At 68.3% G+C, this 20868-nt stretch carries 21 protein-coding genes; 10 read left to right on the top strand and 11 right to left on the bottom strand.

The window, feature by feature from the left end:
* From ACH413_RS36545 to ACH413_RS36565, 5 genes are read right to left on the bottom strand one after another with little or no spacing between them, the layout of a single operon-like run.
* A complete protein-coding gene (locus ACH413_RS36545) occupies positions 1-579 on the bottom strand; it encodes a cupin (RefSeq protein WP_360040016.1) in 579 nt (192 codons plus the stop codon).
* Positions 576-1172, bottom strand: coding sequence for a methylthioribulose 1-phosphate dehydratase (gene mtnB, locus ACH413_RS36550; protein ID WP_360040013.1), 597 nt, complete (start codon positions 1170-1172; stop codon positions 576-578). The genes ACH413_RS36545 and mtnB overlap by 4 nt, the downstream gene beginning before the upstream one ends.
* Positions 1169-1825, bottom strand: coding sequence for an acireductone synthase (gene mtnC, locus ACH413_RS36555; RefSeq protein WP_360040010.1), 657 nt, complete (start codon positions 1823-1825; stop codon positions 1169-1171). The genes mtnB and mtnC overlap by 4 nt, the downstream gene beginning before the upstream one ends.
* On the bottom strand, positions 1822-2823 hold the full coding sequence (locus ACH413_RS36560) for a s-methyl-5-thioribose-1-phosphate isomerase (RefSeq protein ID WP_360040007.1): 1002 nt from the start codon (positions 2821-2823) through the stop codon (positions 1822-1824). Before ACH413_RS36560 ends, mtnC begins: the two co-directional genes overlap by 4 nt.
* Positions 2823-3923 carry an acyl-CoA dehydrogenase family protein gene (locus tag ACH413_RS36565; protein ID WP_360040004.1) on the bottom strand — a complete coding sequence of 367 codons (1101 nt, stop codon included), beginning with the start codon at positions 3921-3923 and terminating at the stop codon, positions 2823-2825. Before ACH413_RS36565 ends, ACH413_RS36560 begins: the two co-directional genes overlap by 1 nt.
* 139 nt (positions 3924-4062) lie before the next feature.
* Between ACH413_RS36565 and ACH413_RS36570 the strand changes: the two genes are divergently transcribed.
* The 10 genes from ACH413_RS36570 (at position 4063) to ACH413_RS36615 (ending at position 11681) form a co-directional block, all read left to right on the top strand.
* Positions 4063-4266 carry a cold-shock protein gene (locus ACH413_RS36570; protein ID WP_030479286.1) on the top strand — a complete coding sequence of 68 codons (204 nt, stop codon included), beginning with the start codon at positions 4063-4065 and terminating at the stop codon, positions 4264-4266.
* A 211-nt stretch (positions 4267-4477) separates the two neighbouring features.
* Entirely contained in the window at positions 4478-4978 is a 501-nt protein-coding gene (locus ACH413_RS36575) for a hypothetical protein (RefSeq protein WP_360040000.1), read from the top strand.
* Between the two features lie 333 nt (positions 4979-5311).
* Positions 5312-6508 (top strand): PI-PLC domain-containing protein, encoded by a 1197-nt coding sequence (locus ACH413_RS36580; RefSeq protein ID WP_360039997.1) that lies wholly within the window; start codon positions 5312-5314, stop codon positions 6506-6508.
* Between the two features lie 30 nt (positions 6509-6538).
* Positions 6539-7615 (top strand): PLP-dependent aminotransferase family protein, encoded by a 1077-nt coding sequence (locus ACH413_RS36585; RefSeq protein ID WP_360039994.1) that lies wholly within the window; start codon positions 6539-6541, stop codon positions 7613-7615.
* A 69-nt stretch (positions 7616-7684) separates the two neighbouring features.
* Complete coding sequence (locus tag ACH413_RS36590; RefSeq protein WP_360039992.1) at positions 7685-8263, top strand: helix-turn-helix domain-containing protein; 579 nt, start codon at positions 7685-7687, stop codon at positions 8261-8263.
* Positions 8260-9591 carry an FAD-linked oxidase C-terminal domain-containing protein gene (locus ACH413_RS36595; RefSeq protein WP_360039989.1) on the top strand — a complete coding sequence of 444 codons (1332 nt, stop codon included), beginning with the start codon at positions 8260-8262 and terminating at the stop codon, positions 9589-9591. The genes ACH413_RS36590 and ACH413_RS36595 overlap by 4 nt, the downstream gene beginning before the upstream one ends.
* Before the next feature lie 9 nt (positions 9592-9600).
* A complete protein-coding gene (locus ACH413_RS36600) occupies positions 9601-10425 on the top strand; it encodes an alpha/beta hydrolase (RefSeq protein WP_360039986.1) in 825 nt (274 codons plus the stop codon).
* A 66-nt stretch (positions 10426-10491) separates the two neighbouring features.
* On the top strand, positions 10492-10941 hold the full coding sequence (locus ACH413_RS36605; RefSeq protein ID WP_319978024.1) for a MarR family transcriptional regulator: 450 nt from the start codon (positions 10492-10494) through the stop codon (positions 10939-10941).
* Complete coding sequence (locus ACH413_RS36610) at positions 10938-11333, top strand: DUF5313 family protein (protein WP_360039982.1); 396 nt, start codon at positions 10938-10940, stop codon at positions 11331-11333. Before ACH413_RS36605 ends, ACH413_RS36610 begins: the two co-directional genes overlap by 4 nt.
* 6 nt (positions 11334-11339) lie before the next feature.
* Positions 11340-11681, top strand: coding sequence for a hypothetical protein (locus tag ACH413_RS36615; protein ID WP_360039979.1), 342 nt, complete (start codon positions 11340-11342; stop codon positions 11679-11681).
* Here ACH413_RS36615 and surE read toward each other — a convergent pair.
* From surE to ACH413_RS36645, 6 genes are all read right to left on the bottom strand, one after another.
* Entirely contained in the window at positions 11632-12378 is a 747-nt protein-coding gene (gene surE, locus ACH413_RS36620) for a 5'/3'-nucleotidase SurE (RefSeq protein WP_360039976.1), read from the bottom strand. The genes ACH413_RS36615 and surE overlap by 50 nt on opposite strands.
* Before the next feature lie 61 nt (positions 12379-12439).
* Positions 12440-14167 (bottom strand): family 20 glycosylhydrolase, encoded by a 1728-nt coding sequence (locus ACH413_RS36625; RefSeq protein ID WP_396425434.1) that lies wholly within the window; start codon positions 14165-14167, stop codon positions 12440-12442.
* Between the two features lie 101 nt (positions 14168-14268).
* Entirely contained in the window at positions 14269-15357 is a 1089-nt protein-coding gene (locus ACH413_RS36630) for an FAD-dependent monooxygenase (protein WP_360039973.1), read from the bottom strand.
* Between the two features lie 91 nt (positions 15358-15448).
* A complete protein-coding gene (locus ACH413_RS36635; RefSeq protein WP_360039970.1) occupies positions 15449-17605 on the bottom strand; it encodes a germacradienol/geosmin synthase in 2157 nt (718 codons plus the stop codon).
* A gap of 144 nt (positions 17606-17749) precedes the next feature.
* Complete coding sequence (locus ACH413_RS36640; protein ID WP_093599297.1) at positions 17750-18298, bottom strand: Uma2 family endonuclease; 549 nt, start codon at positions 18296-18298, stop codon at positions 17750-17752.
* A gap of 360 nt (positions 18299-18658) precedes the next feature.
* Positions 18659-20689, bottom strand: a complete 2031-nt coding sequence (locus tag ACH413_RS36645; RefSeq protein WP_360039967.1) for a tetratricopeptide repeat protein — start codon at positions 20687-20689, stop codon at positions 18659-18661.
* Positions 20690-20868 lie beyond the last annotated feature (179 nt).

Genomic DNA, 20868 nt, shown 5'->3' on the forward strand with positions numbered 1-20868 from the left:
TCAAGGCCGAGAAGTTGGCATTCCTGAACGGAGCTCGTCGAACGTCGGGAACTTCGTCGCGATGTCGCTTCCGGTGAAGTTCCCGATCCAGCCGTCGTCGTCGTGGAAGAACCTGACCGAGACGTAATCCGGGGTCGTGCCCATGTCGAACCAGTGCGTCGTGTTCGCCGGAACGCTCAGCAGGTCGCCGGCCGTGCAGAACACCGCGTAGACCTTGTCACCGATGTGCAGGTAGAAAACCCCTGCGCCACGGGCGAAGTAGCGGTCCTCGTCGTCGTCGTGGGTGTGCTCGGCGAGGAACTTGTTCCGGAACTCGACGGCCTTCGCGCGGTACTCGTCGGTGTCGGCCGGGGTCATCTCCATCGCGTCGACGTAGCCGTAGCCCTCCGTCTCGCTGACGCGGGCGATGTCCTTCTCGAAGATCTCCAGGGCGTTCTCGGCGGTGACACCGTCCACAACGGACCAGCGACTGAAGCGCACGCCGTGCTCCTTGAGCGCGGTGGCGATCTCCTCGGCGTCGGTGGTGCGCAGGACGGTCTCCTCGGGGCCGGTTTCCGGCCACACGGTCAACAGCGTCATGAGTGCCTCCCCGTAAAGATGTCTCGCGTCTCCACCTTGAAGCGCAGCAACCACTCCAGGCATTCCAGGCGGTGCCGTGCCTGCATGAGGTCCTCGCCCCACACGTACACGCCGTGACGTGCGACGAGCAGCGCCGGGACCTTCGGGTCGAAGCCCTTCTCGAAGGCGTCGCCCAGTTCGAGCATGTCCTGGGAGTTCTTCACGACCGGGATGACGACCTCTTCGTGGTCGTAGCGGCCGAAACCCTTGAGCATCTCGAGGTCTCGCAGCACCACGCCGTCTGGCCAGTGTTCCGCCGCGACAACGGCTGCCAGCGCGTGGACGTGCACGACGGCGCCCGCTCCGGCGACGTGAGCGATCCGCGCGTGCAGGCCCGCCTCGGCGCTCGGGACCTTCGGCGAGTCCACCGCGTTGCCGTCGACGTCGATGACCACGCTGTCGTCCGCGGTGATCTCGCCCTTGTCGACGCCGCTGACCGTGACCGCGAGCCGGAGCGGGTCACGTTGCAGGACAACGGAGAGATTCCCCGAAGTGCCGCGCATCCAGCCCATCTGGGCGTACCGGACGCACTCGCGGGCGAGTTCCGCCGTCACGACAGCTCCCAGACCGTGGGGTGCGGGGTGAAGTCGGCGTTGCCGTACGGCTCACCCGCGCGGGCGACGCCGACCGTCTTCCAGCCCGCCTCCTGCGCGGCGTGCAGCTCGGCCGGAACGTCGCTGTAGAAGGTGATGTCGTCGCTCTGGAGCGTCTCCGCGATCTTTTGGTACGACGCGGCTTCGCGCTTCGGGCCGGCGTTGACCGTGTCGAAGTGGTGCTCCAGCAACGGGGTCAGGTCGCCGTCGGTGGTGTGCTGGAAGAACGCGACCTGGCCCGCGACCGAGCCGCTCGAGAAGATCGCGAGCTTCACGCCGTCGTCGTGCCACTTGCGGATCGCGGGGACGACGTCCGGGAAGAACTCCGCCACCAGGTCGCCCTGTGCGTAGCCCTGCTGCCAGATGAGGCCCTGCAACGTCTTGAGCGGCGTGACCTTCTGGTCGGCGTCCATCCAGTCGTGCAGTGCTTTGACAACGTCGTCGTGGCCCGCGAGCTCCTTGATCTGCTGCACGGCATCGGCGACCACCGGGTCGTCACCGTGCTGCTCGATCCACGGCCCGAGCCGGGGGCGGGCGTAGTCGTAGAGGACGACCAGCACCTGGTCCGTCGCGCTCAGCGTGCCCTCGATGTCGAGCACGACCCACTTGCTCACCGCTGTTCTCCCTCGTAGTACTCGTCGAGCGCACCGGCGTCGTAGACACCCCGGTCCGTCACCACGGTCGTGACGAAGCGCGGCGGTGTCACGTCGAACGCCGGGTAGTGCCCTTTCACCCTCGGCGTGGCACTGGGCCTGCCGAGGACCTGCAACACTTCCGAGCCGTCGCGGTACTCGATTTCGACGTGCTCCGTCGTCGGCGCCAGCAGATCGGGTGCCTGCACTTGGGCGTGGAACGGTACTCCGAACGCGTGCGCCGCCACGGCCAGCCCCAGTGTGCCGACCTTGTTGACGACGTGCCCGTCCATGGTGACGCGATCGGCCGCCGTGACCAATGCGTCGACCTGTCCGCTTTGCAGAACGGCGGCGCCCATGCCGTCCGTGATGAGCGTGGTGTCGACGCCCATCTCGATCAACGTCTCCGCGGTGAGCCGGGCTCCCTGCAGGTACGGCCTGGTCTCGGTGCAGAAGAAGCTGAGCCGTTTGCCTTGCGCCTGCGCGGCTTTGACCGTTTCGGTGAGGTACAGGTCGGCCCAGCAGTGGGTCATGACCGTGGCGTCGGCGGGCAGCAGGTTCGCGGTGTGCTCGCCCAGCGCCTGGCTCTTGGCGCGGTACCGGCGGTCGCCTTCCTCCGCGCCGCCCAACGCGTGCGTGATGTCCTGGGCGGCGTCCACGTGTTCGAGGACGATCTTGGTCGCCTTGCGCAGGGCGTTGTTGGTGCGCCTGGTGTTCTCGAGCATCCGGGCGGTGTCCGCGAGCTGCGCGCGGGCGTGCTCGAACGGCAGGCCTTCGAGGGTGCGTGCCTTGAGCACCATGGCGAACAGCACCGCGAAGTACGGGCCGGAGGACTGGGTGACCATGTCCTCGATGGCCCGTGCGACATCCTCGGCCGTGCGGCAGAGCACCCAGTTCCGTTCGAACGGGAACTGCCGCCGGTCGAGGATCAGGACGCCGTCGTCGGTGAGCTTCACCGAGTCGGCGAGGACCGGCTGCATCAGCTGTACCCGGTGTGCGCGGGGCGCGCGCCGGTGAGGAAGTGCTCGCCGACCTCGCGTGCCTTGTAGACGACGGGGTCGTGCAGCGTGAGCGTGCGGGCGTTGCGCCAGAAGCGGTCCACGCCGTACTTGGCCGCCGTGCCGCGCGCGCCGACCTGCTCGAAGATGCGGCTGGTGACCTCGTTGACGAGCTTGGTGCTGACGACCTTGGCCTCGGAGATCGTGACCGCGACCTCGCCGCGCTTGGCGGGGGTCAGGTGCCTGCCGAGTTCGGACGCCTCCCAGAGCTGCCGCGCGGCCTCGTCGGCGAGCAGCCCCGCGGCCCTGGTCTGCGACACCATCTCGCCGTAGGCCGCGACGACGTACGGGTCCTCGGTGGCCGCCTCGACGCCGCTGACGAACCACGGGCGGGTCTTGGTGCGGGTGTAGTCGGCGGCCTCGTGCAGGGCGCCTTCCGCGATGGCCACGTAGAGCTGGGCCAGCACGAGCTGGAAGCCGATCGCGGCGAGGCTGATGCGCGGGTCCTCGTTGGCCGGCTGGACGCCGAGGACCTCGGAGACCGCGACGTTCTCGAAGGTCACACCACCGGACGCGGTGAGGCGCTGGCCGATGTTGTCCCAATCGTCCAAGTAGGTGATTCCGTCGGCTTTTCCGTCGAGCAGGAACGTGAGTTTCTCGCCGTTGTCCGTGCGGGTCGCACTGACCACGAGGCGGTCGGCGACGGCGGCTCCGGTGGCGAAGGTCTTGCGACCGTTGAGGACGAAACCATCTGCGGCGGGGCTGAGTTCGAGCGCCGCGTCGAGCGGGTTGCTGACGCCGGCCCAGAACTGGTCCGGCCGGACGCTGAACGGCGCGTCGAACAGCCCGCTGCGCCAGATCTGCAGGTAGTGGTACCCGAGGAGGTGTCCGGCGTTGGCGTCGGCGGCCCCGATGATCCGGCCGATCCGCTGCTGCTGAGTCCAGTCGCCGACGTTCAGCAAGCCGCTCTGCCGGAGCAGTTCCACCTCTTTGGTGGGTGGCTGGTTCGCCCGGTCCCTGTCCGCCGCGTCGGACCTGAGCGTCGCCGCAACCTCGTGCGCGACGTCCAGCCAGTTCGTCATTCCTGCTCCTCTCGGGGTACCACGTTCAACTTACTTCGTCACACCACCGGGCTAACCACGATGTGAGAGAGACCGTCGACTGGCAGACTGCCCGCGCACCTCGCTTTGGCGAGGGACCAACATCTAGGGAGCATTCGGTATGGCGCAGGGCACCGTGAAGTGGTTCAACGGCGAGAAGGGCTTCGGATTCATCGCGCAGGACGGCGGCGGTCCGGACGTGTTCGTGCACTACTCGCAGATCTCCGGCTCGGGCTTCAAGTCGCTGGAAGAGCAGCAGCGCGTGGAGTTCGAGATCGGCCAGGGTCAGAAGGGGCCGCAGGCGCAGGACGTCCGCGCCATCTGATTCAGCTCTTGGGGCCCGCTCGGCTTTCGTGCCGGGCGGGCTTCTTTTGTACCCGGACGGTTTTCGGGAGTGTCAGACCCCTCTGTCATCGTGGACACATCAGCTCGTTTGGAGAGCCACGACGACCGAAAGGCCTGGTACCGCCCATGTGTTCCGTTGCTTCACGCTGCCCTGAACGCCGCGATCGCCTGCCGCGCGAGCAGGCCGCGCGGTGACGGCGCGGCAGTGCGTCCGGCAGCGCAGGGACGGCCGCCGCTGCGAGGCCCGCGCGGCGGACTGGGGCGCACCTGACCCCGCCGATCCCACCGCGGACCCGATGGCGTGCTGGGCCCACCTGACCCCGGCCGAACGCACGACCTGCCGTGCGAACCGCGAACGGCGGGACCGGGCGGCGTCTGCGCTCCCCCGACGCGGGGCCGCGCTCTTCCCCTGGCGCCCCAGCCGCTCCGCGCCCAGGACCACCACCTCGCACAGCCTGCGGAAGTCCCTCAACAAGGCGGCTTTCCTGCTGGCGACGGAGACCGGCCGCTATCCCGGCGCGGTCAACAGCGAACTGAACGGCGTCATGGGCGTCGACCGCCGGGCCGAGGCGAGCAAGGACCAACTGCGCGAGGGCCTGAGACACGTCGGCGATCAGCTGCGCGCACTGGGCAAATCCCGCACCACCCCGCGCGACGCCGGCACGACGTTCAGCGGCGAACCGCCGTTCTGAAACGACACAGGCGCCGCGGCCCGTCGGCCACGACGCCTGCCTTGCCGCCGCGGGATGTCGACGACGCGCGCTCACGGGAAGCACCCGGAGCAAGTGGCAACCGAGGGAGTCGAACCCTGCGCGGCTTGTGAAGGCGGCGCCCGAGTACCGGCCCTAACCCTTCGGCTGGGCGACGGCTGCCGTGGAGTTGTCCTGCGACGTGCTGGTGGCGGTTCCCGCCTGGTGTCCCTGCCCGTTAAGAGCGATTCACGATGCTGGGGATACCCACAGTGTTAAACGTCCACACCCTTGAAAGCGTTTCATGTTTCACCCCGATGGATGACTCTGGTCACCATGCGATACCTCCCTGCCATCGCAGCCCTGCTGCTACTTCCCCTGGTGCCCGCCACCGCCGACGCGGCTCCCGCGGGCACGTTCTACGTCACCAGTGTCAGGACCGGACTCAACGTCGCCCAGAGCGGCAGTGGACTGGCGCTGCACCGCCCCAAAGGCAACGAGGACCGCCAGCAGTGGCGGCTGAGCGACGGGAGGTTCGAGAACACCGACTCGCCGGGTCAGTGCATCACCCGTCAGCTCACCATGGGTTCGTGTTCACAAGGGGATACGGTTCACGAGCCCCGTCAGTTCGGTGATCAATGGGAATTCTTCAGCCTGAATGGCGAGTCGCGCTGGTACCTGACGCCGGTCAGCGGTCAGACCGAGGCGATGCCGGCGGATCCGCGGCTCGACCAGATGACGTTCCTGACCGCCCACAACGCCTATGCGAACGGGGTGGACGGCGGGTTCGCGCCGCCGTTCATCGACCTCGCCAAGAACCAGACGCGCGGCATCGTGCAGCAGCTGAGTGACGGCGTCCGGGGCTTCATGCTGGACATTCACCAGACCTCGGACGGCGCGATCCTGTGCCACAACAGCTGCACGCTCGTGAGCAAGCCGGTCGCGCTCAACGTCGACGTCCAGCGGATCGTGGACTTCCTGCGCAACAACCGCGGCGAGATCATCACGGTCTTCCTGGAGGACTACGTCGACGCGAACACGTTGCGCGCCGAACTGCGCAAGGTGCAGGGGCTGAACGACGTCCTGTACCGGGCGGAAGGCGTGCAGCAGAACGGGTGGCCCACGCGCAGTCAGCTGCAGGCGAGCAACAAGCGGCTGATCATCTTCACCGACCACGGCAAGGACGGGCGTGAGGACTCGGGCGTGCTCTACCAGAAGGACTGGACGGTCGAGAACTACTGGTCGATGGGTTCGGGCCTGGGCAGTTCCGACTGGTCCTGTTACAGCCGATGGGATGAAAAACCGCTCACCGCGACGGGCAGCTTCCAGCCTTTGTTCGTGATGAACCACTTCCGGGACGTTCCGTTCACGAGCACGGCCACGACGGACAACGGCAAGCTCGCGAACCGCGCGCAGCAGTTCTGCCAGCCCGCGGCGCGCAAGAAGCCGAACTTCCTGGCAGTCGATCTTTATCACCTGGGCAATGCCCAGGCGGCGGTGAGCCTGCTCAACTCATACGTATATAGGCCGTAGCCCAGATTGTGGGAGTTGTACGCTCCGCGCATGGCCTCGATCCTGTTCACGCGCGGAGCGCCCTCTCTCGACATCATCGACCAGGAAGGCCTGCGCGAAGCAGCGCAGAAAGCCTTCACGGACGACCCCGGCGGCACCTTCGCGTACGGCACGAGCGTCGGCTACGTGCCTTTGCGCACCTGGCTCGCGGAGCAGCACGGCGTCGCGCCGGAGCAGGTGCTCGTCACCAACGGCTCGATGCAGGCCGACGCGTTCCTGTTCGAACTGCTCGTCCAGCAGGGCGACGACGTCGTGGTCGAGGCTCCGACCTACGACCGCACGCTGCTGAACCTGCGCCAGCGCGGCGCCAAGATCCACGCGATCGAGCTGGAGACCGACGGCATCAACGTCGACGCGCTCGAGAAGCTGCTGGAGAGCGGTGTGCGCCCCAAGCTCGCGCACATCATCCCGAACTTCCACAACCCCGCCGGCTACACGCTGTCCGAGGCGAAGCGCGCGCGTCTGCTCGACCTCGCGGCCAAGTACGACTTCGTGCTGTTCGAGGACGACCCGTACGTCAAGGTGCGGTTCGAGGGCGAGCCGCTGCCGACGATGCTCTCGCAGGACAAGAACGAGAAGGTCGTCTACGCGTCGTCGTTCTCGAAGACCATGGCGCCCGGCATCCGTTGCGGTTACCTGGTGGGCCCGAAGGCCGTCATCAAGGCCGTGCAGGACATCGCCACCACCACGTACATCTCGCCGAACATGGTGGCGCAGTCGATCGTGAACTCGTACTGCCGCTCCGGTCGTCTCGACGAGTCGGTCGTGAACGTCCGCACGGCGCTGCGCGCCCGCAGGGACGCTCTCGTCGCCGCGCTGCAGCGCGAGCTGCCGGAGGCCATCTTCACCGCGCCGCAGGGCGGCTACTTCATGTGGGTCGAGCTGCCGGGCGTGTCGATCGACAAGCTGGTGCCCGTCGCCAAGGAGCACGGCGTCGAGTTCGTGAAGGGCTCGGACTTCCTGCTCGAGGGCGGCGACAACGCCCTCCGCCTCGCGTTCTCGGGCGTCACGCCGGAGCAGATCGACGAGGGCATCACCCGCCTCGGCGCGGCCGTCCGCGCACTCTAAAGCACCAAAAAGTGTCAGTTACTGCCAGAACTTCTGGCAGTAACTGACACTTCGCGCTACCGTGGCGACGTGGACACCTTGACCACGCGCGCCGCGAAGGACCTGCGCACCCGCCTCGCGATCCAGGAGGCGGCCATCGCCCTGTGCCTCGACCAGGGCTTCGCCGCCACGTCGACCAAGGCGATCGCCGACCGCGCGGGCGTCTCCGAACGCACGCTGTTCCGCACGTTCGGCACCAAGGCCGCGATCTTCTGGTACGACGCGTTCCTCAGCCGGGTCGTCCGCGCCCTCACCCCGGACCCGGATCCCGTTGCCGCACTGAGCAAAGCCGTGCGCACGGCCATCGACACGATCACCCCCGAGCAGTGGGCGCTGGAACTCGGCCGCCGCGCGGTGATCGTCAGGGAACCGGACCTCATCGCGACCGGCACGCAGGAGCTCAACACGGGCGCCGCGCAGATCGCGACGATCCTGACTCCCCCGCTCGCCTCCCCCGACCAGGCCTTCGACCTGGTGCTCTTCGCCCGGTTCGCGGTGGCGGGCATGGGCGCGGTCCCGATCCACGCCGGCACCACGCCCGCCGAATGGGGCGCGGAACTGGAACGGGTCGCGCACAAGGCTGCGCACGGCGCGTTGGAGCGGTCATGAAGCTGCCGAACCTCATCACCGACCCGAACACGCTGGCCGGCCTCAGTCACGACGAGGCCGAGTGGGCACCGGCGGGCACGCCGTACGCGGCGCTGCGGCCACAGTCCACAGAGGACGTACAGCAGGCCGTGAAAGCGTGCGCCGAGCACAACGTCCCGATCGTGCCGCGAGGTGCGGGCACGGGTCTGTCCGGCGGCGCCAACGCGACGGACGGCTGCCTGGTCCTCGACCTGAGCCGGATGGACCGGATCCTCGAGATCGACCGGGACAACCTGCTCGCCGTGGTGCAGCCGGGCGTCGTCAACGACGACCTCAAGAAAGCCGTTGCCGCGCAAGGGCTCTGGTACCCACCGGACCCGGCCAGCTCGCCGTGGTCGACGATCGGCGGCAACGTCGCCACGAACGCGGGCGGCCTGTGCTGTCTGAAGTACGGCGTGACGCGCGACTACGTGCTCGGCCTGGAAGCCGTGCTGGGTGGCCCCGTCGACTACGGCACCGCGGTGCGCCTGGGCAGGCGCACGACCAAGGGCGTCGCCGGCTACGACCTGACCAGCCTGCTCGTCGGTTCCGAGGGCACGCTCGGCGTCGTCACCGAGATCACCGTCCGCCTGCGCCCGGCCCCGCGTCCCGCCGGCACCGTCGTCGGCGCGTTCGACAGCCTCGTCGCCGCAGGTCAGGCCGTTGCGCTGAGCACGAGCCGAGGCTTGCAACCCGCCGCGCTGGAACTGATCGACCGCGCGTGCCTGCAGGCCGTCGAGGACTGGAAGCACCTCGGCATCGAGCCGGACACCGAGGCCATGCTGCTGGCCCGCGCCGAGACGCCCGACGACGCCGACGGCCTGGTCGCGGCCTTCACCGACGCGGGCGCCGTCTGGACGGAGCGGTCCACCGACTCGACCGAGGCCGAAGCCCTCTTCGCCGCCCGCCGCCTCACCTACCCGGCGCTCGAACGTCTGGGCCCGCTGCTCACCGAGGACGTCTGCGTGCCCCGGTCCGCGGTCCCCGCGATGCTCGCGCACATCGAGGAGATCGGCGCGCGCCACCAGGTCCGGATCGCGACCATCGCCCACGCCGGCGACGGCAACCTGCACCCGTTGCTGATCACCCCGCCCGGCGACGACAACGCCAGGATCGCGGCGCAGGCGGCGTTCGAGGACATCATCGACCAGGCGCTGGCGCTCGGCGGCACCGTCACCGGCGAGCACGGCGTCGGCCTGCTCAAGCGCGACGGCATGATCCGCGAACTCGGCCCCGGCGCCCACGCCGTGCAGCAGGCGATCAAGCACACGCTCGACCCGCTGAACCTCTTCAACCCCGGCAAGGCCTAAGGAGTCCGCATGTTCGTTCCGGTAGACGGTGGCGACCTGGCCGTCGAGATCCACGACGGCGACACTCCGCCCGTGCTGGCCATTCACGGCGTCAGCGGCAGCCGTGAGCTGTGGAACTGGGTGGCCGCACACCGCTTCTCCCTCATCGCCCCGGACCTGCGCGGTCGCGGCGACAGCTTCGAGGTCCCCGGCGCGGGCATCGGGCAGCACGCCGACGACATGGTCCGCGTGCTCGACGCCCTCGACCTCCAGGCCGTGACGGTGTGCGGCATGTCGATGGGCGCGTACGTGGCCGTCGACCTGGCCGTGCGCCACCCGGACCGCGTGCGCTCGCTCGTGCTCGTGGACGGCGGCTTCCCCATGCCCGCCCACGCCCAGATGACCGAGGAACTGCTCTCGGCCGCGTTCGCCCCACAGGTGGCCGCGCGCGAACGCACCTGGACCGTCGACGAGTACCTCGCCGTCCAGGCCGCGGCGAACCCGCTGATCGACGCCACCGACCCGTTGGTCCGCGACTACTTCGCCCACGACCTGACCGCCGACGGCCACCTGCGGCTCCCGGCCGACACGCTGATCGCCGACGCCACCGACGTCATCTTCGGCAAGTCGCGCTGGCGGGAACTGACCGTGCCCACCTGGTTCCTGCACGCCGAGTGGAGCACCGGCCCGGACAGCCCGCCGGCCTACTCCGTCGAGCAGGCGCAGGAGTTCCGCGCGGCCCTGCCCGTGCTGCGCGAACCCGTGCTGATCAACGAGGTCGACCACGGCGGCACCGTGATGACCCGCGCGGGCGCCGCCGTCACCGCAGAGGTCCTCGCCGAAACCCTGAAGTAGTCCACCTCTGAGCCCTGCACCACACCTCTTGGATCCGAACGCGCCTCCGAGTTAGTGTGTACACCAATGATTAGTACACCAAGTATTCCGGAGAACCCGCTCGAACTGGAGCGGCAGGTCTGCTTCGCGCTGGCCGTGGCCAGCCGGACGGTGATCGCGGTCTACCGCCCGATCCTGGAGCCGCTGAACCTCACGCATCCCCAGTACCTGGTGATGCTGGCGCTCTGGGAACGGTCGCCGCGCACCGTCAAGGACCTGAGCAACGTCCTGCAACTCGACCCCGGCACCCTCAGCCCGCTGCTCAAGCGGCTGGAGGCGGTCGGGTACGTCGAGCGGCAGCGGGACAAGGCGGACGAACGCGCGCTCGCGCTCACCCTGACCGAGGCCGGGCAGGAACTCCGCAAGGAAGCGCTGAAGATTCCCTTCAAGGTCGTGGAGCAGCTCGACATGACGTTCGAAGAGCTCGCGCAGCTGAACCAGGTGCTGCACAAGGTGATCGCCAAGGCCGTCCGATGAACCCCGCGCTGAAGCTCTGGTACTACGCGGGCGGCAGGCTCCCGCAGAAGTACCGGGAGTTCGTCTTCGAGGACGTGACCGGTCCGAAGTGGTTGATGCGCTTCACGGTGCGCAGTCTCGTGCAGGTCACGCCGCTGACGACGGCCATCACGCTGGCACTGGTCTTCGGACTCGGCTCGGCGTGGCCACTCGCAATTGCGTGCGGAGCGCTCGGTTTCGTTGTAGGACTGTACTTCGCGCTCTCCTACGCACCCGAAAGTGTGGACTACCGGCTCACGAAGTACGGGTATCCACGAGGGGCGGCGACTCAGGGTCGCCGGGATCGAAACGCCGTGCGGGACCGCGAGCGACAAGCTCAGTACGACGCGGTCTGGCGGCGATCCGAAGGGTAGAGACCTATGGCCTTGCTGAACGATCAGTTCGAGTTCACGAGGCCGCAGGCGCTCACCCTCACGGCAGGGTTGCTGCAGCTCGCGTTCGGATGGTTCGACGTGTTCGGATTGGACCCGAACTACCACGTGATCCAGATCGGCGTCGGGGCGCTGGGCGTCGCGATGGCGTGGCGGCTCGACCTCGCGCGGATGTACGGGATTCTTCTGCTGTTGTCGTTCGGGATGCTGGCTTTCTCGCTCAACGACGTGACGACCGAAAGTTTTCTCGAGGTGCGGACGGCCCTGATCGGGCTTCTGATCACGCTGGCCAGGCCGGCGAAAGCAGGCCCTCGGCAGAGCCCGCGGTGACGGAGAGCAACGGCGTCAACGCCGCGTAACCGTCGGCCAGGAACGCGACCTCGGTGCCGGGAACGGGTTCGAGTCCGGTCTTGGCGCCCCGCACCTTCAGTTCGTCGCCGTTCATCTCGAACTGCACCTCGTAGGGACTCGACGGCGCGATGCTCGCCCACTCGATGCCCCGCACCGCGGCGGTGTTCGGCACGTTGAGGTTGAGCACGGTCGCGGCCGGCATCTCCGCGAGCATCGGCAACACCGCCCGTGCGACGTCGGTCGCCGTGTCCCACAGCGGTGTCGTACCGTCCCACGCCACGTCCAGCGACACCGCCATCGCCGAGACCCCGCGGACGCCCGCGGCGAGTGCGGCGCCGACCGTGCCGGAGTGCAGGATCCCGGTGCTGGTGTTCGCACCGAGGTTCACGCCGGACAGCACCAGGTCAGGCCGTTCGCCGAAGCCGCCCTGGCAGGCGACGAACGAGATCAGCGCGGGGTGCCCGGCGACGGCCAGCGCCTCGAACCCCTCCGTCTGCCGGCGTTCGATCGCGATCCTGCCCCTGCCGGAGTGCGAGGCGACGCTGGTGCCGGTTCCGCTCGCCTCCTGCGCGGGTGCCGCGACCAGCACGTCCCAGCCGAGCGACGAGGCCGCGCGGGCCAGTGCGTAGAGCCCCGGCGAGTCGATGCCGTCGTCGTTGGTGACCAGAACGCGCATCAGGACCCCCGTGGAACGTCGTGAGGGCCGCGGGAAGAGTCCCGCGGCCCTCACAACTCAATCAGCAGACGCCCGCGTCGCGCCAGACTCCCCACTGGCCGGTGGTGCCTGGTTCCTCACCCCGCGTCCACCACTGCGCGTTCCACTTGCGGCCGTTGTGCGAGACCACGTCGCCGCCGACGTAGACCTTGTCGCGCTCCCACGCCGGCTGCGTGCACGGGCCGGGACCGGGGCCGCCGGTGTCCCACGGCACCTGGGTGGACTTGTAGAAGTTGATGCCCATGGTCGTCCAGCGCGGGCCCTGGTTGCCCAGGCGAACTTTGAACTGGTCCCAGTTGTGCGTCGACCACGGCGACCAGGCCAGTTCAGCGATCGCGCCGAGCCTCGGGAACGCCATGAACTCGATGTCGCGCCCGGTCACCAGCGTCTCGCTCCACAGTGGAGCCTCGACGCCGCGGACCGCGGACTCCGGCACACCGCTCAGGTGCGTGCCGGGGTTCCAGTCGTACGCGGTCTGGACCTCGATCAGACCGGCCCACGACAGACCCAAAGGCGTGCTGGAGTTGTACTTCATGTCCAGGTACGCCTTGTTCGCGGGCGACATGATGACCTTGTGGCCGCGTGCCGCCGCTGCCTGCACCACGGCGTTGGACGTGGTGGTGCCCCAGTACTGCGGGATGGCGGTGGTGTCGGTCGTGGTCTTCACGAACTCGTGCCAGCCGAGCGCGGTCTTGCCGTACTTCTTGACGATCGGCAGGGTGCGGTTCATGAACGTCTGGTAGTCGGCGTCCGGCGTCGAGTGCGCCTCGTCGCCGCCGATGTGGAAGTACGGGCCGGGCGTGAGCGCCGCGATCTCGCGGATCACGTCGTCCAGGAACTGGTAGGTGATCTCCTTGCTCACGCACAACGAGGAGTAGCCGACCTCGATGTCTGTGCGCAGCGGCGGAGCCTGGCCGTTGCAGTTGAGCTCCGCGTAGGAGGCCAGTGCCGCGTTGGTGTGGCCGGGCAGGTCGATCTCGGGGATCACCGTGATCTTGCGCGAGGCCGCGTACTGCACGATCTCGCTGTACTGCGCCTTGGTGTAGTAACCGCCGGGGCCGCCGCCGACCTGCGTGCTGCCGCCGTACGTCGCGAGCCGCGGCCAGCTGTCGATCACGATCCGCCAGCCCTGGTCGTCGCTCAGGTGCAGGTGGAAGTAATTGATCTTGTAGAGAGCCAGCTGGTCGATGTAGCGCTTGACCGTCGAGACCGGGTGGAAGTGACGGGCCACGTCGAGCATCGCGCCGCGGTAGGAGAACCGCGGGTAGTCGACGATCAACGCGCCCGGCACGGTCCACGGACCGGCCTGCGCGGTCGTGCTCTCGACCTTGGCGGGCAACAGCTGCCGCAACGTCTGTACGCCCGTGAACAATCCTTCGGACGTGTTGGCGCGCAACACGATGCTGTTCGCGGCGACGTCGAGCTGGTAGCCCTGGTCGCCGACCGTGCCGGGTGCGCCCGAGAGCAGGAGCGAGATGCCGTCCGCCGGCGTCCCCGTCGTGTCGGACACCGGCAGGGCGTAGCCGGTCGAGGGCCGCAGGACTCCGGCGAGGAAGGTGCCGACGTCGCGTGCGGCCGGGGCCGTGTAGATCTTCGTGGCTGCCGTCAGGGTGTGCGTGACACCGCTCCTGGCCTGCACCGACACCGGGACCGGCACCAGGCTCTGCAGTGGTTCCGCGGCTTGCGACTGCGCGCTGACGGACAACGCTGCCGTGACAGCGATGACCGCGGCGAGAACGCGAGTTCTCACGACTCCTCCTCACGAGTCGGGGGCGGCGACCCTGCCTCCAGCCTGCTCAAACATCCCTTTTGTCGTCAATGGTCTGAGCCAATTCTTTGCTCGTGACTTGGTCAGTAGGCCGGAAGGGTGAGGCTGTTGACGACCTCCGCGAACTCGTCGGTGGGCGCGCCGCCGTTGGCCTGGTTCTTCAGCGCCATGTCCTGGTTGGCGACCACGTACGGCCGCAGGATCTCCTCGTAGCGCTGGAAGGCGGTCGACGGGTCCTTGGCGAGTTCGCCGGCGAGCACGTACGCGCCGACCAGGGCCATGCTGGTGCCCTGCCCGGACAACGGCGAACCGCAGTAGCCGGCGTCGCCGAGCAGCACGACGTTGCCGCGCGACCAGGAGTCCATCCGGATCTGGCTCATCGAGTCGAAGTGGAAGTCCGGCGCCTCCCACATGTGCTTGAGCGCGGTCGGCCAGGCCCAGCCGGCGTCGGCGAACTTCTCGGCGATCAGGGCGCGCTGGGCGTCGACGTCGCGGTAGTCGAACTCGGTCACACCGTTGAAACCCATGTAGACACGGCATTCCGCGTTGGCACGGGCGCTCATGATGCCGCCGCCGACGACCTCGCCCTGCTGGAACGTCTGCCAGTGGTCGAGGCCGAGGAAGTTCGGCGCGGTGAAGACGGCGAGGTTCATGCCGAGGTGCGTGATGAAGTCCGACTCGGGGCCGAACGCGAGCTTGCGGACGTTGGAGTGCAGGCCGTCGGCGCCGACGATGACGTCGAAGTCGCGCGGTGCCGCCTTTTCGAACGTGACGCGGGTGCCGTCGATCGCGGTGATCGTGTCGTCGAACAGGTACTCGACGCCGTCCACCGCGTCGAAGATCATCCGGGCGAGGTCGTCGCGCAGCAGTTCGACGTCGGGGCTCGACAGGTCGCCGCCGCTCAGGGTGTGCGTGGTCGAGCGGTACAGCTCGTTGCCGTCGGCGTCGACCACGTTCATGCCGCGCATGTTGGTGCTGAACGACTTCAGCTGGTCGCCGAGGCCCATGCGCTCGATGACCTCCAGGGCCGGGCCGCGCACGTCGATGGCCTGGCCGCCGGGCCGCATGCCGCGGGCCCGCTCCACGACCGTGACGTCGAAACCGTGGTGGCGCAACCAGTAGGCGAGTGCGGGTCCGCCGATGCTGGCGCCGGAGATCAGGACGTTCTTCATGGTGTTGCCCCCTGTGAGTCGGTGTTGCTCACAAGGTGCGGGCAGGCGCTGACCGTCCACTGACCATCGGCGGTCAGCGCCTGACAGCGGCTTACCGGACGAGGAGCCGGGCGGCCGACGTGCCGATGCCCGACGCGCCCTGGTGGAACACCACCGGGATCTCGCCGGCCTCGTCGTAGCGGCTGGTCTCCTCGTGCCAGTGGATGATCCCGACGATCCAGTCCTTCAGCTCGTCGGCGTACCGGGTCAGCCCTTCGCGCGCGCCGGCGTCGAGGGAGAGGTCGTCGAACATCTTCGGCATGTCGGTGTCGACGGACCTGACGAACTGGTCGAGGCGGGCGTCCATCAACGCGTAGGTGATCTCGAAAGCACGTTCCTGGGACACCCCGAGGAAGTTCTCGACGACGCGGACCATGTTGTGCACTTCGCCCTCGTGCTGAATCTCCTTCAAGTACGAGAAGACGTCGTTGAGCATCGTGCAGTAATCCATGGCCGACCGTTCCATGGTCTGCACGACCCGCGTTCCCCACAGCTCCGCCGGAACGGTCGCGGAATGCGAGAAGCGCGACAGCGACGTCGTCAGCTCGGAACCGAACGTGCTGCGCCGCATTTCCACGTAGTCGACGGGGTCGGGGATGCGGTTGAAGTGCATGTTGATCACTTCCCACACCCACGCGTCGAGCATCGCGTCGATGGTCTCGCGGAACGTGGCGCGGAACGCCGGGGTCATGGGGCCCGCGGTCCGCTGCCACAGGTTCGCGAGCGAGACCTCCATCGCGTTGGCCGGGACGACGGTCTGGACGAGGTCCAGCGGCATGCTCGCCTTGAGCCGGGCCGTCTGCGTCTTCAGCCCGAGCAGGTTGCGGGTCTGGCCGAACCAGAGCGGGTAGGCGTCGTCGGCGTACGTGCCCCAGGTGAGCCAGCAGCCCGACAGGAACAGCTCCTGCGGCGTCGCGTCCGGGTCGATGCCCGCCGAGCACAGCGGGAAGTCGAACCCGCGGATCTTCCCCTCGTCCCAGATGCCCTCGCCGGTCATGCCGTGCTCGACGGCCCACGCGACGACGTCGTCCCTGGCCTGGTCGAGGTGCGGCGACAGGGTCAGCGTGTAAGGCGTCCTGAACTCGGGCAGCGTGTACGGCTCGACGACCTTCGGCGTGCTGCTGAACTGCTTGAGCCGTTGCGGCATGGTCTTGGCGTACGAGCCGAGGATGTTCGCCGCGGACATGCCGAACGGTGTTGCCTCGGGAGCGAGCCCCATGTTCATGTACCGCGACGACCGCAGGTGCCACTCGTGGCCGCCCGCCTGCCAGTCCTGCAGGCCCTTCACGTAGCCCAGGACGGCCGCGCGGCCGATGGGGTCGATGGCGTGCTCGTCCAGCAGGATCGGCACCTCCGTGAGCGCCGTGTGCTCGAACTGGTGCAGCCGGGACGTCAGCAGGTCGTTGACGGCCTCCGCGGCGTCCTGGGTCGGCAGGTCGAGGAACTTCTCGAACACCAGCACGCCGTTGGACAGCTCGCCCTCGTCGAGCACCTCGCGCTCGTAGGAGAACAGGTCGTTGCGCAGGTGCACGGCGTCGCTGAACGTGTCCCGGAGGACCCCGATGGGCCTGGACAGGGCGATGGACGCCGGCACCTCGAGGCCGACCGCGTGCTCGACCAGGTTCGCGCTCCACGGCGCTCCGCCGACCTTGCGGCGCATCTCGATGTACTCGATGGGGTTGCTGAGCCGCTTCGCACTGATGTTGTGCAGCTCCCACATCGACTCGTCGAGCAGGTGCTTGGTGTTGGCGGCGAACCGCTCGCGCCAGTCGAGCGAGTGCTTGCCGACCGTGCGGCGCCAGAGGTCCGCGAGGCCCTTCTCGACGGGGTTGGTCGGCGTCTCGGTGATCACGCCGTTGACCGGCATGAACAACGGCAGCCGGTCGAGGTAGGCCTGCGCGCCCTTGATGTCCGGGTTGCGCTTGTAGAGCTCGACGAAGTGGTCGTCGAAGTAGAAGACCCACACGTACCAGTCGGTGACGAGGTCGAGCGTCTCACCGTCGCAGTCGGGGTGGGTGTACGCGCAGAGCAACGCGTAGTCGTGCGACTCGAGGTCGTCGTCGGTCCAGATCACCGTCCCGTGCTGGGGCACGTCGATCATGTCCATCTCGTGCGCCCAGGCCCGTGTGTGGACGCGGGCGCGTTCGAGGTTCGGGTTCAGCCTGGCCGGATGGGGCGTGTAGAACTCCGGCAGCTGGAACGGCTGCATGTGGTGTGAACCTCCGCGCGGTGGACGTGTCGCGTTGCACGCAACCAGCCCTCCGCGCGAGGACGCCAGATGGTGAAACGTTGATCCACACGTTCGTAGATCGACGTCGCCCGTTCAGCCCAGTCGATTCCGACCGGCGAACACTCAGCGCACCAGTGACTGGGCGCTCAGCTTCACCGCGAACGGGAACTGCAGTTCGATGATCTCTTCGCCGTCGGAGCGCGCCTGTTCGACGTAGACGCCGTTCTCCAGGTGCAGGCACCGCAGCCACGGACTGTCGTAGTCGATCATCCAGTAGTTCTCGCAGCCGACTTCCTGGAACTTCGCCCGCTTGAGTTCGAGGTCCACGTGTCGCGTGCGCGGCGACAGGACCTCGACCGCCAGCACCGGCGGTCCGATGAGCGCCTGCTTCGAGAACTGCTCGCGGCGGCCCACCACCAGGTCGGGGATGAAGACCGTGTCGTCGGCGAGCACGACGTCGACCGGAGCGGGAAGGACCTCCAGCTCCGGTGGGCAGACAGCGGTCAGCGCCACCAGCAGTCGGGCGACCACCCGCTGGTGCACGGGGCGGGGTGAGGGGCTCATGACGAGCACCCCGTCGACGAGTTCGAAACGGTGCCCGTCATCAGGCATCGCCTCCAGGTCCGCCCACGTCAGTGGTCTGCCGTGGGGAAACGTAGGGACACCACCCATGGTGCGTTCCACCCCCGTGTCGAGGCCACTGTCCGCCGGACGGATCCCGGCGATGCCATTAGACAAGACTGGTCCGATTCTCACGACTCGCAAGCCCCTTTTGGCCGACCCCGCACCACTGCACGCACACGTCTCCGTCAACACCGTCCCGCAGGGTGAGCAGCGGCTGGTCCTGCCGTGGAAGGCACCACCCGGACGGAGCAGCATCATGGTTGCAAACGAACAAGTGACTAATTTTTGATCAATTTTCGGGCGATTTTTGATAACGTCGTCCGCCCTGCCAATTGCCCGCGAATGCGACCCTAACGGAATCTTACGGGTGAGCCAAGCACTCGGTTGGAGCAATACCTCACACCAGTCTCACGGCTGAAAGATCAAATCACCGAGCACGGGTTTCAGGCCGAATTCCGAGTAAACCGCACGGGCCGCCGCTTCCAACTCGTCGGCGGCTTGAACCTCGCCGCACGCCCGGTGCACGCGGGACAGCTCCAGGCGGGCCCTGGCCGCACCCACGAGGTCGAAGTTCGCCTCGCAGATGACCGCCGCCTCACGCAGCAGGGTGCGCGCCTGGTCGAGCCGGCAGCGCACGAACTCGTTGCGTCCCAACGCGTACAGCACGAAACTCTCACCACGACGGTCCCGTGCGGCACGGGCCAGGTCGAGCGCGGTGGTCAGCACGTCGAACGCCTCGTCGTGCCGCCCGTCCACGGCCAGCAGCTTGCCCAGGCGGTAGTTGATCTGCGCCAGCACCCGTGCCGGGCCGGTGCCGTCGCACGCGGCCAGCGCGGTGCTCAGGCGTTCCCTGGCACCGGCCTGGTCACCGTCGTACAGGTCGATCTGGGCGAGGTTCTGGAGCACGGACGCCTCGCCGACCGGGTCGCTGAAGCGCTCGTAGACCGCGAGCGCGCGCTGGTACCACCGGCGGGCGGCGACGAGCTCGCCGGACGAGCGGGCGACGATGCCGAGGTTGCGGTAGACGAGCCCGAGCCCGGCGAGGTCGTCGTGGTCCTCGAAGAAGTCCTTGGCCAGCAAGGTCATCTCGTGCGCCAGGTCGTAGCGGCTCTGGCTGATGTGCAACGACGCGAGCGAGCAGTGCAGCACGGCGGCACCGCGCCGGTTGCCCGCCTTCTCGCACGCCGCCAGCGCGATGTCGTGCGTGTGCTGCCAGCCTTCGAAGCCGCTGCTCGTCTCGAACAACGTCACCAGCCGGTGCGCCAGCTCCCAGGCCGGTTCGTCCAGGCCGGCCGCGGCGGCCAGCTCGACCGCGTCGCACAGGCTCTCGCGTTCGGACTCCAGCCATTCCCGCGGATCGTTGCGCAGCAGCCATTCCGGTCGCACCACCTCGCGGGCGGAACAGCCGCGCACGACGGAGAAGTCGCCGCCGTACACCGCCGTGCGGGCCTGGTCCAGCAGGTACAGCCAGCCGCCGAGCACGCGGCGCAGGGCCTCGCCGGCGGCGGACTGGCCCGCCGCGAACTCCCGCACCAGCCCTGGCACCGCGTAGCCGTCCGCCCTGACCGAAACGAGGTGCGCCGACACCAGTTCGTCCACAGCGGACTGTCCGCGCACGTCGCCGAACGCCGCCACCGGCGCCCAGGACGGCAGCCGCCGCACGCCCACGTCCGCGAGCAGGCCCAGCAACCGGCGGGCGTGCGGGCTCAGGTCCCCCGCCGTCTCCTCCAGCCTCGCCCGCACCGACAAACCGCCGTGCGACAGGGACTCCAGCCGCGATTCGCGCAGCTGACCGGTCAGCAGGGAGAGAGGCCAGTGCGGACGCGCCGCGAGCACCGCGCCGGCGATCCGCACCGCGAGCGGCAGGCAGTCCGAAGCGGCCACCAGTTCTCCGGCGTCCTCGGCGGCCAGCCGGTCGGGGCCGATCTGGTTGCCCAGCAACATCATGGCCTGCGCGGGTTCCAGCGGACCGACCTCGACGACGTGCGGCAACTTCAAGGTGTGCCGCGAAGTCACGAGCACCGCGCATCCAGGCGCGTGCGGCAGCAACGGCTTCACCTGGTCGACGCTCGTCGCGTCGTCCAGCACCAGCAGGAGCGACTGGCGCACGACAGCGTCTCGATAGGCGCTCAGCCGGGCGGCGAAATCGCCGGGAGCGGGCAGTCCGAACGCGGTGAGGAACCGGCCGAGCACCTCGTACGGGGTCGTGCCGCGCAACCGCACGAACAGCTGACCGTCCGGGAAGTGGCCGTTCGCGACCCGGTGCGCGGCGTGCACCGCGAGCGTCGTCTTGCCGGTGCCGACCGGTCCGGTCAGCAGCACGACCTGCGGAAACGGGATGATCCGGTCGACGACGGACTGGAGCAGCTCCTCGCGTCCCACGAAGTCGGCGACGGCGGCGGGAAGCTGGTGCGGGCGGGGGAACAGCGCGGTCTGCACGTCGCTCCCTTCCGCCGGGGACCAGTCAGGGGAATTCAGTCTCACACAGAATTCGCGCAGGTTCACGGCCCTGTGATCGCGGTGGGGACGAGGTGGGGACGGGCTTCACGACCCTCGGTGGCGACACCACCGAGGGGAGCTGGGGATGCGTACGACCAGGGACAGGGTGCGGCAGTGGG

The organism is Lentzea sp. NPDC020367, from assembly GCF_044387305.1.
Lineage (GTDB): Bacteria > Actinomycetota > Actinomycetes > Mycobacteriales > Pseudonocardiaceae > Lentzea.